General features: G+C 67.3%; 4 protein-coding genes, 1 other RNA gene and 2 pseudogenes. 5 read left to right on the top strand and 2 right to left on the bottom strand.

Annotation, left to right across the window (positions count from 1 at the left end; translation table 11 throughout):
* Window positions 1-13: 13 nt before the first annotated feature.
* A complete protein-coding gene (locus tag VG543_RS03570; RefSeq protein WP_111097840.1) occupies window positions 14-1,060 on the bottom strand; it encodes a glycosyltransferase family 9 protein in 1,047 nt (348 codons plus the stop codon).
* Between the two features lie 20 nt (window positions 1,061-1,080).
* On the opposite strand from VG543_RS03570, the gene VG543_RS03565 reads away from it, so the two are divergent.
* The 3 genes and pseudogenes from VG543_RS03565 to VG543_RS03555 all read left to right on the top strand — a co-directional run.
* Window positions 1,081-1,830 (top strand): 3-deoxy-D-manno-octulosonic acid kinase, encoded by a 750-nt coding sequence (locus VG543_RS03565; protein ID WP_021204519.1) that lies wholly within the window; start codon window positions 1,081-1,083, stop codon window positions 1,828-1,830.
* Window positions 1,830-2,597 (top strand): MBL fold metallo-hydrolase, encoded by a 768-nt coding sequence (locus tag VG543_RS03560; RefSeq protein ID WP_423177743.1) that lies wholly within the window; start codon window positions 1,830-1,832, stop codon window positions 2,595-2,597. Before VG543_RS03565 ends, VG543_RS03560 begins: the two co-directional genes overlap by 1 nt.
* 37 nt (window positions 2,598-2,634) lie before the next feature.
* Window positions 2,635-2,787 (top strand): annotated as a pseudogene (locus VG543_RS03555) (DUF4440 domain-containing protein); the annotation flags it as partial.
* 77 nt (window positions 2,788-2,864) lie between these two features.
* Here the strand turns inward: VG543_RS03555 and ffs are convergent.
* An RNA gene (ffs, locus tag VG543_RS03550) (signal recognition particle sRNA small type) lies at window positions 2,865-2,961 on the bottom strand.
* 302 nt (window positions 2,962-3,263) lie between these two features.
* Here ffs and VG543_RS03545 point away from each other — a divergent pair.
* Window positions 3,264-3,581, top strand: a complete 318-nt coding sequence (locus tag VG543_RS03545; RefSeq protein WP_005415486.1) for a DMT family transporter — start codon at window positions 3,264-3,266, stop codon at window positions 3,579-3,581.
* A gap of 359 nt (window positions 3,582-3,940) precedes the next feature.
* Window positions 3,941-14,843 (top strand): annotated as a pseudogene (locus VG543_RS03540) (autotransporter-associated beta strand repeat-containing protein).
* Window positions 14,844-14,857: the final 14 nt, after the last annotated feature.

The following is a 14,857-nucleotide window of genomic DNA, read 5'->3' as shown; positions in this document are numbered from 1 at the left end:
GGCAGGCTGCCGATCACCCCAGGTGGTCGGCGACGTAGCGTTCGAACGCAGCGATACCGTCTTCCACGGTGATCAGTTCCATCACATCGTCGAATTCGATCTTGGTGCCCCACTTCAGGTCCGTCGCCTGCTTGGCCAGGTACTTGCGCGCGGCATCATCGTAGCGGTCCACGCAGTAGCGGCGGTCCGAGTACGGGCCACTGCGGTCCGGATTGCTGGCTGCATGCAGGCCCAGCACTTTGGCGCCCATCGCGTTGGCGATGTGCATCGGGCCCGAGTCCGGGGTCATCACCAGATTGGCGCGGGCCAGCAGGGCAGGCAGCTGCTTCAACGTGTCCTTGCCGACCAGGTCCAGTGCCGGCGTCTGCAGCTGCGCCTGGATCGCATCGGCCATGTGGCGCTCCAGTTCGCTGCGGCCACCGCACAGCACCACCCGCCAACCGCGCTGTGCGGCGTGGTTGGCCACCGCTGCATAGCGGTCCGCATACCAGTTGCGCCGCACGTGGCTGGAGCAGGGCGAGATCATCAGCACCGGGCGGCCATCGTCCTGCCACTGCGCGGCGGCCCACTCGAAGGCGGAGGGCGGCACGGCCAGATCCCAGCTGACTTCGGTCTGGCGCAGGCCCAGCGGTTCGCAGAAGCTGCCGATGGCATCCAGTACATGGATGCCGGGGCGGTCAGGAATGCGCTCGTTGATGAAGAGCCCGTGCAGGTCCTTGGAGCGACTGCGGTCGTAGCCGATGCGGCGTTCGGCCGGAATGAAGGCTGACAGCAGGTTGGCGCGGAATGCGACCTGCATCTGCAGAAGCGCCTCGAAGCGCCCCGGTGGCAGTTGCCTGCGCAGTTCCTTGACCCCAGCCATGCCGCTCTTCTTATCGTAGGCATGGAAGGTGACACCGGGCAGGCCGTCAAGCAGCTTGTGGCCAACCTTGTCGATGATCCAGTGGATCGGCGTGTCCGGGCGCGCAGCCTGCAGGGTGCGCACCAGGGGCACCACGTGGGTGACGTCGCCGAGTGCGGACAGGCGCAGCAGGCACAAGGAGGAGGACGCTGATGCCATGTGTTGTTAGACTCAATGAAATGGTCGCATTCGACGCCAATGAAGCGCTGACGCCATGCCGCGAGGGTCGCGGCATCGGGGCCATTCTGTTCGACCGCGAGCGGCTGCGGCAAGCCGACATCGGCCTGTTCTCGCCCCAGCACTGGGGCAGCAGGGCCCGGCCGGTGGGCGAGGGCGGCCGCGGCAGCGCCTGGTTCGTCGATGCGCCGTTCGGGGCCAGCGTGCTGCGGCACTACCTGCGGGGCGGCCTGGCCGCGAAGCTCAGCCACGACCAGTACCTGTGGCGCGGTTCGGACCGGACCCGCAGCTTCGCCGAATTCCGGCTGATGCGCGCGCTGCGCGAGAAGAAGCTGCCGGTGCCACGGCCGATCGCCGCGTTCTACATGCGCGAGGGCCTGCGCTACCGGGCCGCGATCCTGATGGAGCGGATCGAGGGCGTGCGCTCGCTGGCCGACCGCGCCCTGGTCGCCGGCCGGGGCGCGCCCTGGGAGGAGACGGGTCGGCTGATCGCCCGCTTCCATCGTGCCGGCCTGGACCATGCCGACCTCAACGCGCACAACATCCTGTTCGATGGCAACGGCCATGGCTGGCTGATCGACTTCGACCGTGGGGTGATCCGCATTCCGGCCACCGCCTGGCGCGAACGCAACCTCAAGCGCCTGCTGCGCTCGCTGATCAAGTTGCGCGGCGAGCGCAGCGTGGAAGATGTGCAGAAGGACTACGCGCGGCTGCGCCGTGCCTATGACATGGCCTGGAACCGGGGCACCTGATGGATTGGTCGTTGCGTTTCCTCGGCGTCGGCAATGCGTCGGCGGTCGAGCTGGGGTCGCCGATGTCGGTGATCGAGCGGGATGGGCGTCCGTGGCTGACCATTGATTGTGGTGGTGAAGGGCTGACCGCGTTCAAGGCGCACTACGGCCACATGCCGCAGGCGTTGTTCGTGACCCATGTGCACCTTGACCACGTGGCAGGCTTCGAACGGCTGTTCGTGGACACCTTCTTCAATGCGCAGCGGCGCGGCAAGGTGCGCCTGTATGTGCCGGCCACGGTGGTGCCGCTGCTGCACCAGCGCATCGGTGACTATCCGAACGTGCTGGCCGAGGGCGGTGCGAACTTCTGGGATGCCTTCCAGCTGATCGTGGTGGGCGATGCGTTCTGGCACGAGGGAGTGCGCCTGGAGGCGTTCCCAGTGCGCCACCACTGGCCGGAGACGGCCTATGGCCTGCGCCTGCAGGGCGCGCTGACCTGGAGCGGCGATACCCGGCCGATTCCGGAGATGCTGGCCCGCTTCGCCAATGACAACGAGCTGATCGCCCACGACTGCGGCCTGCACGGCAATCCGTCGCACACCGGCGTGGACGATCTGGAGCGTGAGTACAGCGCCGAGCTGCGGGCGCGGATGATGCTCTACCACTATGCCAGCGTGGCCGATGGCCAGGCGCTGGCGGCGCGGGGGCACCGTGTTGCGCAGCCGGGGCAGTGCGTGCCCCTGGCCAGCCCGACCGCGCCGCACGTACTGGCGCAGGATCCGGCGTGATCGACGTGGGCCAGCCTGCGGACGCAGCGTTGGCCGGTTGCTGGCCCGGGGCCTGGCCCAGGTGCGCTACCGCAGCCGCCATCACGTCGATGGCCAGGCGCAACGCTGGGTGCTGCGCAGTTCGCTGTGGCGTCGGCATGCGCAGGGGTGGCGCGTGGTGTTCCATCAGGGAACGCCGCAGGCCCGGTAGCGGTGGGCCATGCCCGGCGAGGGGCGCCAATCAAGATTGGCGGCTACCAGGGCCGTGGGGCGCCCGAAAAGGCGATGGCCCCGCCGGCTGACCTCGGCGCCCGCGTCGATCGATACCGTTGCTGCCTTCCGGCCCTGGCGGGATTTTCGACCTAGCGTCGCGAGGGGCCGACGGGGCCACCATAGAGACGTTGGCCGCCCAAGGGGCGGCCGGTGTTCACCGATCAGGGGAAGCAGCGCGCGACGCGCCGGAGACCACAGCCGGACTGCACATCGGCTGACCGATGGCAGACGGCAACTATAGCGCAGGCAGGTACATCGACGCCAGCTTCGTGCACTGAATCGGCTGTAACCCGCGTCTGCTGGCAAGGGCCCGGCGCGACCGGCGTTGCTACAATGCCGGCCAGGAGGAACGGCCTCCCCCACATCGGGAACCACTGACCAGGACGGCCTGGCCCTACCAAGAGGAGGGCTGTCATGGCCTGGATCTATCTGTTGTTCGCCGGCCTGCTGGAAATCGTCTGGGCCGTGTCCATGAAGCAGTCCGAAGGCTTCACCAGGCTCACCCCCACCGTGGTCACGATCATCGGCATGATCGCCAGCTTCTGGCTGCTTGCAGTAGCCATGCGCAGCCTGCCGCTGGGCACTGCCTACACAATCTGGACCGGCATCGGCGCGGTCGGTGCATTCGTGGTCGGCATCGTGTTCCTGGGCGAGCAGGTCAGCCCGATGCGGATCGGTGCAGCGGTGCTGATCGTTTCCGGCCTGGTGCTGATGAAACTCTCGAGCAGCTGAATGATTTACTTAAGGCGGGGAAAGGAATCTCCGCTTTCGGCAGGTATATGCATTTTCGGCAAGACCATTTTGTCCGCCCGTTTTATTTGACGTACGTCATGAAAATAACGAGCGTGATTCACATGCCGCTGGCACCGACGGTCGCACAGTGCCGCCATTCGTCGGGCGAAACCGGGGAGTTTTCGCCTTGAGGGACACGCTGTCGTACCTGTCAACGGGTGCGACCGCGTGAAGATGTGAAGATTTTCAGGAGTTAATGCCCTCGAACCTTGTTCCCGCATCGGGAGCCGGGGTGGGCCGCATTGTCTCCAAAAAAACCTGCCAGCTGTGCCATCCGGTCTTTTCATGGAGATTTACCGATGAACCGCATTTACCGTCTGGTTTTCAATCGTGCCCTTGGGGTAATGCAGGTTGCTTCGGAGATCGCCCGCAATCCCGGCGGAAGCGCGGCCAGCGCAGGGCGGGTGCCGCGATTGCGGGCGCACCAGCTGGCGGCGGCTTTGGCCGCCACACTGGCCAGCGGACCGGCATTCGCAGCGTGCACGGGCACCACAACCGTAAACTGCGACAGCACCACCAACATCAACAACTACTCCAACGCGACCAACGGCCTCACGCTGAACATCGACGCGGGTGCATTGCTGCGTACGCCGCCGATCGTAGGTGGCGGCAACGCAGCAACGCTGACCGGCGACAACGTGACGGTCAACAACAATGGCACGATCGATCCGAGCTCGATCATCCTCGCCTCGCCCGGCCTGGTCATCGGCAATGCTTCTGCCAACAACAGCGCGATCGTCGTCAACAACAATGCCAGCGGACAGATCAAGGGTGTCGTCAACATCGCAACGCTGCTGGGCTTCGGTGGACAGGCGCTGGTGGCACAGAATGTCAACGGCACCACCACCATCAACAACGCCGGCCTGATCAGCACGTCGTTGATCGGCGCAGGCAGCGTTTCCGACGCGACTACCGTGGTGACGTACGGTGGTGCGGCAGCCAATGTGACCAACACCGGCACCATCGACGGGCGTGTCGGTCTGGGCGCTTCTGGCGGTAATACGTTCCTCAATGCGGGGGCGGTCAGTGGCAGCGTTCACCTGGGTGATTCAACCGGCGGCAACACCTTCACCGCAGTGTCGGGTTCCAGCGTTGTGAGCGGCGGCGGCAGCGCTCTTGCAGGCGTGATTACCGGTGTCACCGGGGTGAAGGTTGCGGCTGCGGGATCGGTCGACGCCGGCACCGGCAGTGGTGCGGCCAACAACACGCTGGTGTTGCAGAACGTCGTCAGCGGTCCGGGGGCCGGCACCGGCGGAGCGGTGACCACGCTGGGCTGGAACCAGTACCTCAATTTCCAGAAGCTCACCGTCAACAGCGGCACCTGGAACCTGCAGGGTGCGTGGGCGGTTGCAGGTGCGACCACGCTCAATGATGGCCTGGTCAATTTCAACAATGCCGGTTCCTTCGGCACAGGGCTGTTCACCGCCAACGGCGGTGCCATCGCATCCTCCACGGCCGGTCTGAATCTGGCCAACGCTTTCAGCCTCGGCGGCAATCTATCCCTGGCCGGGACCAATGCGTTCGGCTTGAATGGCGTGCTTTCAGGTGCTGGCGGACTGACGGTCAACAACACCGGTATCGTTACTCTCGGCGGCGCAAACCTGTTCTCCGGTGGCGTCAATCTCAATGCCGGCGGCCTGCTGCTGGGCAATGCCGGTGCACTCGGCAGCGGCAATCTGACCGTCGGTGGCAGCGCCTCGCTGGACACGACGGCGGGCTTCAACCTGGGCAACAACCTGGTGGTCAATGGCGGGGGCTCGCTGAACCTGCTGGGCAGCAATGCGCTGACATTGAGTGGCTCGATTTCCGGTGCCGGCAACGTGACCAAGAACGGTGCGGGCACGCTGACCCTGAACGGTGCCAATTCGCTGAGCGGCAGCTTCAATCTGGCCGGCGGCGCGTTGGCCTTGGGCGCGGGCGGTAGCCTGTCGCCCACCGGCGCGATCACGCTGGGCGTCGGCACCAGCCTGGATCTTTCGGCGGCCGCCAACCAGACCATCGGTTCGCTGGCGGGCCTCGGCGGTTCGGTCAACCTAGGCAGCCACACGCTCACCCTCGCGGGGCTGGGCGATACCAGCTACAGCGGCACGTTCGCCGCAGGCACGGGTGGCCTGGTCAAGCTGGGCACCGGCGTGCAGACCTTGTCGGGCGTGAACAACCTCAGTGGCGGCGTGGCACTCAACGGCGGCGGCCTGCTGCTGGGCAATGCTGCTGCGCTGGGCAGCGGTGCGCTCAGTGTCGGCGGCGACGTGACGCTCGATGGAACCACGGGGGCGCTTGCACTGGGCAACGCGGTCAACCTCGGTTCGGGTGCCAGCCTCAATCTGCTCGGCAACCAGGCGTTGACGTTCAACGGCGTGATCGGTGGCACCGGCAGCCTGGTCAAGAGTGGTGCGACCACGCTGACGCTCAACGGTGCAAATACCTTTGGTGGTGGGCTGGCGCTCAATGCCGGTGGCTTGGTCCTGGGCAATGCCGGCGCGCTCGGAACCGGCGCGCTGAATGTCGGCGGTCCGACAACGCTCGATGCCAGCGCGGCGCTGAGCGTGGCCAACGGCATCAACCTCGGCGCAGGTGGCCTGCTGAATGTACTGGGCAGCAATGCATTGACGCTGGGCGGCGCCATCGGTGGCACCGGCAGCCTGGTCAAGAACGGTGCGGCCACGCTTACGCTGGGTGGCGCAAATACCTTCATCGGCGGCCTGGCGATCAATGCCGGCAAGGTTGCGGTGGGCAGCGGCGGAAGCCTGGCCGCCGGCGGTGCGGTCAGCCTGACCGGCGTTGGCGCGGACCTGGACATCTCGCTCGGCGGCAACCAGACCATCGGCGCGCTGTCCGGTATTGCCGGCAGCACGGTGACGCTGGGCAGCAGCACGCTCACCTTCGGTGATGCCACCAACCAGGCCTTCGCCGGCGTGATCGGCGGCACCGGTGGGCTGATCAAGCAGGGTACCGGCGTGCAGACGCTGACCGGTGCCAATACCTTCAGCGGTGGGGTGAATCTTGCGGCCGGTGGGCTGGTGCTGGGCAACGCCGGTGCGCTGGGAAGCGGCGCGCTGACGGTCAGTGGCAACGGGTCGCTGGATGCCACGGCAGCGTTGAACCTGGGCAGTGCGATCAACCTCGGCGCGGCCCTGACCCTGCCGGGCAGCCAGAACCTGGCCCTGGCCGGCAACATCACGGGCACCGGCAGCCTGGTCAAGAACGGCGCCTCGACACTGACCTTGAACGGAACCAACACCTTCAGCGGTGGACTGAACGCAAACGCGGGCAGCCTGCTGCTGGGCAACAGCGGCGCGCTCGGTACGGGGACACTGGGCATCGGTGGCAACGTCTCGCTCGACGGCAGTGCGCCGCTGAACCTGAGCAACAACGTGGCACTGGGTGCAGGCGCCGCGTTGTCGCTGGCGGGTTCGCAGGCGATCACGCTGGGTGGGGTGGTGTCCGGTGCGGGCAGGCTGGTGAAGAACGGTGCCACCACCTTGACCCTCAATGGCGCCAACAGCTTCGGTGGGGGGGCTGACCGTCAACGGCGGCGGCCTGCTGCTGGGCAATGCCGGCGCGCTGGGCACCGGTGCATTGTCGGTGGGGGCCGATACCACGCTGGACAGTTCGGTGGCCCTGAATCTCGCCAACGACGTCAACCTCGGTGCAGGCGCGGTGCTGGATCTGCTGGGCAGCCAGGACGTGTCGCTGGGCGGTGTCATCAGCGGCACTGGCGGCCTGGTCAAGAACGGTGCGGCGACACTGGCGTTGAACGGAGCCAACACCTTCAGCGGGGGTGTTGGCCTCAACGCGGGCCTGCTGCAGCTGGGCAATGCGCAGGCATTGGGTACCGGCCAGCTGGACGTGGGCGGCAACGCTTCGCTGGATGCAGCATCGGCGCTCACCGTGACCAACAACATAGGCCTCGCCGCCGGCGCCAACCTCACGGTGCTGGGCAGCAATGACCTGACGCTCGCCGGCCCGGTATTCGGTGTTGGCGGGCTGATCAAGGACGGTACGGCGCGGCTGACGTTGTCTGGCGCCAATACCTACAACGGTGGCACGACCATCAACGCAGGCACGCTGGCGCTGGGAGCGGGCGGCAGTCTTGCCGCAACCGGTGCAGTGGATCTTGCGGGCGCCGGTGCGGCACTGGACATCTCCGCAGCGGGTGCAGCGCAGACCATCGGCGCACTGAACGGCGTGGCAGGCAGCCAGCTGCTGCTTGGCGCGCAGTCACTCACCTTCGGCGGTGCCGCCGATGGCAGTTTTGCCGGCGTGATCGACGGTACCGGTGGCCTGATCAAGACCGGTACGGGCGTGCAGACGCTGTCCGGCGCCAACACGTTCAGCGGTGGCCTTGCGCTCAACGCGGGCGGCCTGATTCTCGGCGACGCCAGTGCGCTCGGCACGGGTCCGCTGGGCATCGGTGGCACCACCACGCTGGACAGTACCGTGGCGCTGAACCTGGCCAACGCGGTGAACTTTGGTGCCGGTACGCAACTGACGCTGGGCGGCACCAATGATGTCACCCTCGGCGGCGTGGTGGCTGGCAACGGCAGCCTGGTCAAGAACGGTACGGGTCTGCTGACGCTCAACAACACCAACACGTTCGATGGCGGCCTGACCTTGAACGGCGGCAGCCTGGTGGTGGGCGCCAACGGGGCGCTGGGTTCCGGCACGCTGGCGGTGAACAACAGTGCTTCGCTGGATGCCGGCACCGCGGTGACGCTGGGCAACGCGGTGAACCTTGGCTCGGGCGTGGCGCTGACCGTAGCGGGCAGCAATGCGCTGACCCTGGGCGGCATCGTGTCCGGCAATGGCAGCCTGATCAAGAACGGCACCGCCACGCTGACACTGGACGGCGCCAACACTTACAGCGGTGGCACCACCATCAACGCCGGCACGCTGGCGCTGGGCGTGGGGGGCAGTCTGGCCGCCGCTGGCGACCTCACGCTCGGCAATGCCGGCGCGGGCTTCGATATCTCCGGCGCGACCGGCAACCAGACCATCGGTGCGCTCAACGGCGTGCTCGGAACCACACTGGCGCTGGGGGGCAATTCGCTGACATTCGGCACCGCGACCAACGGGGCCTTCGATGGCGTGATCAGTGGTGGTGGCGGGCTGGTGAAGGTCGGCGCCGGGGTGCAGACCCTGTCCGGTGCCAATACCTTCGGCGGCGGCGTCTCGCTCGATGCCGGCGGCCTGGTGCTCGGCAATGATGCCGCGCTGGGTACCGGCGTGCTCACCGTCGGTGGGGCGACCACGCTGGATACCACCGCGCTGGCGACGCTGGCCAACAACGTGGTGCTCAACGCCGGGCTGACGGTGCTGGGCACCAGCGCGCTCACCCTCAACGGTGTGCTCTCCGGTGCCGGCAGCCTGACCAAGAACGGCACTGCGATGCTGACCTTGAACGGCGCCAACACCTACACCGGCGGTACCAACGTCAACGCCGGCACGCTGGCACTCGGCGCCGGGGCCAGCCTGGCCGCAAGCGGCACCGTCAATCTCGCCACCGGCGCCACGCTGGACCTGTCGGCCGGCAACGGCACGCAGGTGTTCGGCACGCTGGTTGGCAACGGCACGGTCAACCTGGGCGCCAACAACATCGAAGTGGGCAGCGCCGCCAACGGCACCTTCAGCGGTTCGATCGCCGGCACCGGTAGCCTGACCAAGGTCGGTAGCGGTATCGAGACACTGACCGGCACCAATACCTACACCGGCGGCACCACCATCAACGCCGGCACGCTGGCGATCGGTCTCGGCGGCAGTCTGTCCTCGTCCGGAGCGGTGAACGTCGCCGCCGCCGGCGCGGGCTTCGACATTTCGGGTTCCGGTGCCAACCAGACGATTGGTTCACTGTCTGGCGTGACCGGCTCCCTGGTCAGCCTCGGCGCCAACTCGCTGATCCTCGGCGGCGCCGACAGCAGCACCTTCGACGGTTCGATTTCCGGCACCGGTGCGCTGGTCAAGATCGGCGTGGGTATCCTCACCCTGGGCGGCGCCAACCTGTTCAGTGGTGGTCTGGCCTTGAACGGTGGCGGCCTGGTGGTCGGCAACAACAGCGCGCTGGGTACGGGGGCGCTGGACGTGGGGGCCGACGCGACGCTGGACAGCAGCCTGGCAGTCACCCTCGGCAACGCCATCAACCTCTCTGCCGGCAACAACCTCACCCTGCTCGGCAGCAATGGGCTGACCCTGGACGGCATCATCAGCGGTGCCGGTGGTCTGGTGAAGGACGGCGCAGCCACGGTGACCCTGACCGGTGCCAACACCTATTCCGGCGGCACCACCATCAACAACGGCACGCTGGCCATCGGTGCCGGAGGCAGCCTGGCGTCCACCGGCGCGGTGAATCTGGCCGGTGCCGGCACGCTGGACATCTCCGGCGGTGGCAGCCAGAGCATTGGTTCGCTGGCCGGCGTGGCCGGCAGCACAGTGGCGCTGGGCGGCAACACGCTGACCCTCGGCGGCGTCGCCGACAGCACCTACAACGGCGTGATCAGCGGCAGTGGCGGCCTGATCAAGAACGGCGCCGGCGTGCAGACGCTGAATGGTGCCAATGCCTTCAGCGGTGGCGTCACGCTCAACGCCGGTGGCCTGGTGGTCGGCAACAATTCCGCGCTTGGCACGGGTACGGTGACCGTGGGTGGCAATGCCTCGCTCGATTCCAACAGCGCGATCACGCTGGGCAACAACTTCGTTCTCAATGCCGGCCTGACCGTGCTGGGCAGCAACGATCTGACACTCAACGGCAATCTCAGCGGCACCGGGTTCCTCACCAAGGAGGGCCTGGCCACACTGACCTTGAACGGCACCAACACCTATTCCGGTGGCACCAACATCAACGCCGGTACGCTGGCGCTGGGCGCGGGCGCGAGCCTGCTTGCCAGTGGCACCGTCAACCTGGCCACCGGCGCGACCTTCGATCTGTCGGCCGGTGCGGGTACGCAGGTGTTCGGCACGCTGATCGGCAACGGTACGGTGAATCTGGGCGCGAACACGCTGACCATCGGCGATGCCAGCAACGGCACGTTCGGTGGTTCGATTGCCGGCACCGGCGGCCTGATCAAGGAAGGCACCGGCACCGAAACCCTGACCGGTACCAACACCTTCACCGGCGGCACCACCATCAATGCCGGCACGCTGGCGATCGGTGCCGGCGGCAGCCTGGCGGCGACCGGTGCGGTCACCCTCGCCAATGCGGGTACCGCGTTCGATATCTCCGCAGGCGGCAACCAGAGCATCGGCTCGCTGGCGGGCGTGGCGGGTTCGAGTGTGGCGCTGGGTGGCAACACGCTGACTCTCGGCGGCGTCGGCAACACCACGTTCGACGGCACCATCGGCGGCACGGGAGCGCTGATCAAGGACGGCGCTGGCGTGCAGACGCTGGGCGGTGCGAACACCTTCAGCGGCGGCGTCACCCTCAATGCCGGCGGGCTGGTGGTCGGCAACAATGCCGCGCTCGGTACGGGTGCGTTGAACGTGGCCGGGAACGGTTCGCTGGATGCCAACGCGGCGGTGACCCTGGCCAACAACGTTGCACTCGGCGCCGGTGCCACGCTTGATGTGCTGGGCAACAACGACCTGACGCTGGCCGGTGCGGTCTCCGGTGCAGGTGGCCTGACCAAGGACGGTGCGGCCACGCTGACCCTGGCCGGCGCCAGCAGCTACACCGGCACCACCACCATCAACAGCGGCACGCTGGCGGTGGGCGCGGGCGGCAGCCTGTCCGACGCCAGCACGGTGAACCTGGCCGGCACCGGTACGCTGGACATCAGTGCCGGTGGCAACCAGAGCATCGGTGGCCTGGCCGGTGTTACCGGCAGTACGGTGGCGCTGGGCGGTGCAACGCTGACCACCGGCGGCAACAACGCCAGCACCACGTTCGCCGGCGTGATCGGCGGCACCGGTGGCCTGGTGCAGAGTGGTACCGGCACGCTGACCCTGAGCGGTGACAACACCTACACCGGTGGCACCACCATCAACGGTGGCAGCACGCTGCAGATCGGCAACGGTGGCAGCACCGGCTCGGTGCTGGGCGACATCACCAACGACGGCAGCCTGGTCTACAACCTCGGCACCACGGCAACCGTGGGCGGTGTGGTCAGCGGCAGTGGCAGCCTGACCCAGGCCGGCAGCGGTACGCTGGTGCTGACCGGCAACAACACCTACACCGGCGGTACCACCATCAATGCCGGTGGCACATTGCAGGTGGGCAACGGCGGTGCAACCGGCGCGATCGTCGGTGACATCACCAACAACGGTGCGCTGGTATCCAACGTGGCCGGCAACACCACGCTGGGCGGCACCATCAGCGGCGCCGGTGGCCTGACCCAGGCCGGCAGCGGCACGCTGACCCTGACCGGCAACAACACCTATACCGGCGGCACCACCATCAATGCCGGTGGCACGCTGCAGGTGGGCAATGGCGGTGCGACCGGCGCGATCACCGGCAACGTTGCCAACAACGGCAGCCTGGTGTTCAACGTCGGTGGCAACACCACAGTCGATGGCGCGATCAGTGGCAGTGGCACGCTGATCCAGGCCGGCGCTGGCGTGTTGACCCTGGTTGGCAACAACACCTACACCGGCGGCACCACCATCAATGCCGGTGGCACGCTGCAGGTCGGCAACGGCGGGGCAACCGGCTCCATCGCTGGCGACATCACCAACGATGGCGCGTTGATCTCCAACGTGGGCGGCAACACCGCGCTGGGCGGCACCATCAGCGGCAGCGGCGGCCTGACCCAGGCCGGCAGCGGGACGTTGCTGCTGACCGGTACCAACACCTATACCGGCGGTACCACCATCAACGCCGGCGGTACGCTGCAGCTGGGCAACGGCGGTGCGACGGGCTCGATCGTCGGCGACGTCACCAACAATGGCACGCTGCTCTCCAATGTGGCGGGCAATACCACGCTGAATGGCACCATCAGTGGCAGTGGCGGCCTGACCCAGGCCGGCAGCGGCACGCTGACCCTGAACGGCAACAACACCTATACCGGCCAGACCACCATCAATGCCGGTGGCACCCTGCAGGTCGGCAATGGCGGTGCGACCGGTGCCATCGGCGGCAGCGTCGTCAACAACGGCAGCCTGGTGTTCAACGTGGGTGGCAACACCACCGTCGGCGGTGCCATCAGCGGCAGCGGCGGCCTGACCCAGGCCGGCACCGGCACCGTGGTCCTGACCGGTAACAACACCTATACCGGCGGCACCACCATCAACACCGGCGGCACGCTGCAGGTCGGCAACGGTGGCGCGAGCGGTGCGATCACCGGCAACGTTGCCAACAACGGCAGCCTGGTGTTCAACGTCGGCGGCAACACCACGGTGGGCGGCACCATCAGCGGCAACGGTGGCCTGACCCAGGCCGGCACCGGCACCGTGGTCCTGACCGGCAACAACACCTACACCGGCGGCACCACCATCAATGCCGGCGGCACCGTGCAGGTCGGCAATGGCGGCGCCAGCGGCTCGATCACCGGCAATATCACCAACAATGGTGGCCTGGTCATCAACACCGGCGGCACCACCACGCTGGGCGGCGCCATCAGCGGTGGTGGCAGCATCGTGCAGGCAGGCCCGGGCGGCCTGAACCTGGGCGGCAACAGCGGCGGCTTCAGCGGCACCGGCCAGGTCACCGGCGGTGGCCTGAATGTCACCGGCAACATCGGTGGCCAGTGGACCATCGGCAGCGGTACCACGCTGTCCGGTACCGGGACCATCGGTGGCACGGGTGGCGGCGTGACGGTGTCCAGCGGCGGCGTGCTGTCGCCGGGCAATGGTCCAGGCAACAGCGGCGGTGCGGGCAATGGCGCCGGCACCATTACGGTGGGCGGCAATCTGACCCTGTCGCCGGGCAGCACGCTGGGCATCGACCTGGGTGCCACCGGCAGCGACACGGTGCAGGTGGGCGGTAGTGCAAACGTGGGTGGCAGCACGGTGCGGGTGAACACCATTTCGCCGAGCACCAGCTACCAGCAGGGCCAGCAGTACACGGTGGTCAATGCAGGTGGTGGCCTGAGCGGGCAGTTCGCTTCGGCAACCTCGCCGTCGGCCTTCCTGACGATTACGCCGGTCTATACCGCCAACACCGCCAACCTGCAGATAGACGTGGCGCAGACCGCAGCATTCACCACCGCAGCGACGACGCGCAACCAGTACAACACTGCCGCAGCGCTGGACAGCCTGCCGCAGAGCGGCCCGGCGCTGGGCCTGTACAACACCCTGCTGATGTATGACGCGGGCTCTGCGCGCGCGGCGTTCGACCAGCTTTCGGGTGAAGTGCATGCGGCCAGCCGCGCGGTGCTGCTGTACGACAACTACCTGGAGGAGGGTATCCGCCAGCGCCTCGGCAGTGAGCTGCCGACCGTGCGTGGTGAGCGAGCCTCGGCCTGGCTGGCCGGGAGTGGCAAGGTGTTCCGCCAGGACGGTGACGGCAACGGCGATGACATCCGCTCCAACCGCAATGCGCTGATGGCGGGCGTGGACTGGCAGCTGGGCGAGCACGTGGTGCTGGGTGCGGCCGCAGGCAACGAGCGGCTGGATACGCGCCTGTACGATCGCAGTTCGCGGGCCCGCCTGCGTGGCCACACGTTCGGCCTGTATGCACAGGGCCAGTGGAACAACGGTTTCGCGGTCGGTGGCAGCGTATCGCGTGGCGACTACCGCACGCGCACCACGCGTGAGGTGCCGCTGCTGGGCCAGACCCTGTACAGCCGCCAGGACTCGGATGTGACCATCGCGCAGGTGGAGGGCAGCTGGACCTGGTCCCATGGCAGGACCCAGCTGCAGCCGTACGTGCAGTTCACCAAGCACTGGGTCGACAGCGATCGCGCAGTGGAGCAGGGCGGCACTGCTGCGCTGGCGCTGGAAGGCGGCAAGGACACGCTCAATGTCAGCACCGTGGGCGTGCGTGGGCGCTGGGACGTGGGCAGCGGCGAGCGCTTCCCGGCACAGCTGACGGTCGGCCTCGGCTGGCAGCACGCCTCGGGTGACACCGATGTGGCCAGCCGCAATCGCTTCGCGGTGGGCGGCAATGCCTTCGATGTCTACAGTGCGGTGATGGCGCGCAATGCGCTGGTCAGCCAGCTGGGCGTGGCGGTCGGCCTCGGCCGCAACAGCCAGCTGTCGATGTTCGTGCAGGGCCAGCATGGCGATGGCCGCCGCGACGTGGGTGGGCAGATCAACCTGCGCGTAGGCTTCTGAGGGAAGTGCGGCGA

It is taken from the genome of Stenotrophomonas sp. CASM101 (assembly GCF_049384845.1).
GTDB classification, from domain to species: Bacteria; Pseudomonadota; Gammaproteobacteria; order Xanthomonadales; family Xanthomonadaceae; genus Stenotrophomonas; species Stenotrophomonas hibiscicola.
Note: the sequence above shows the minus strand (reverse complement) of the source record. Positions and strands in the feature narration are given on the sequence as shown.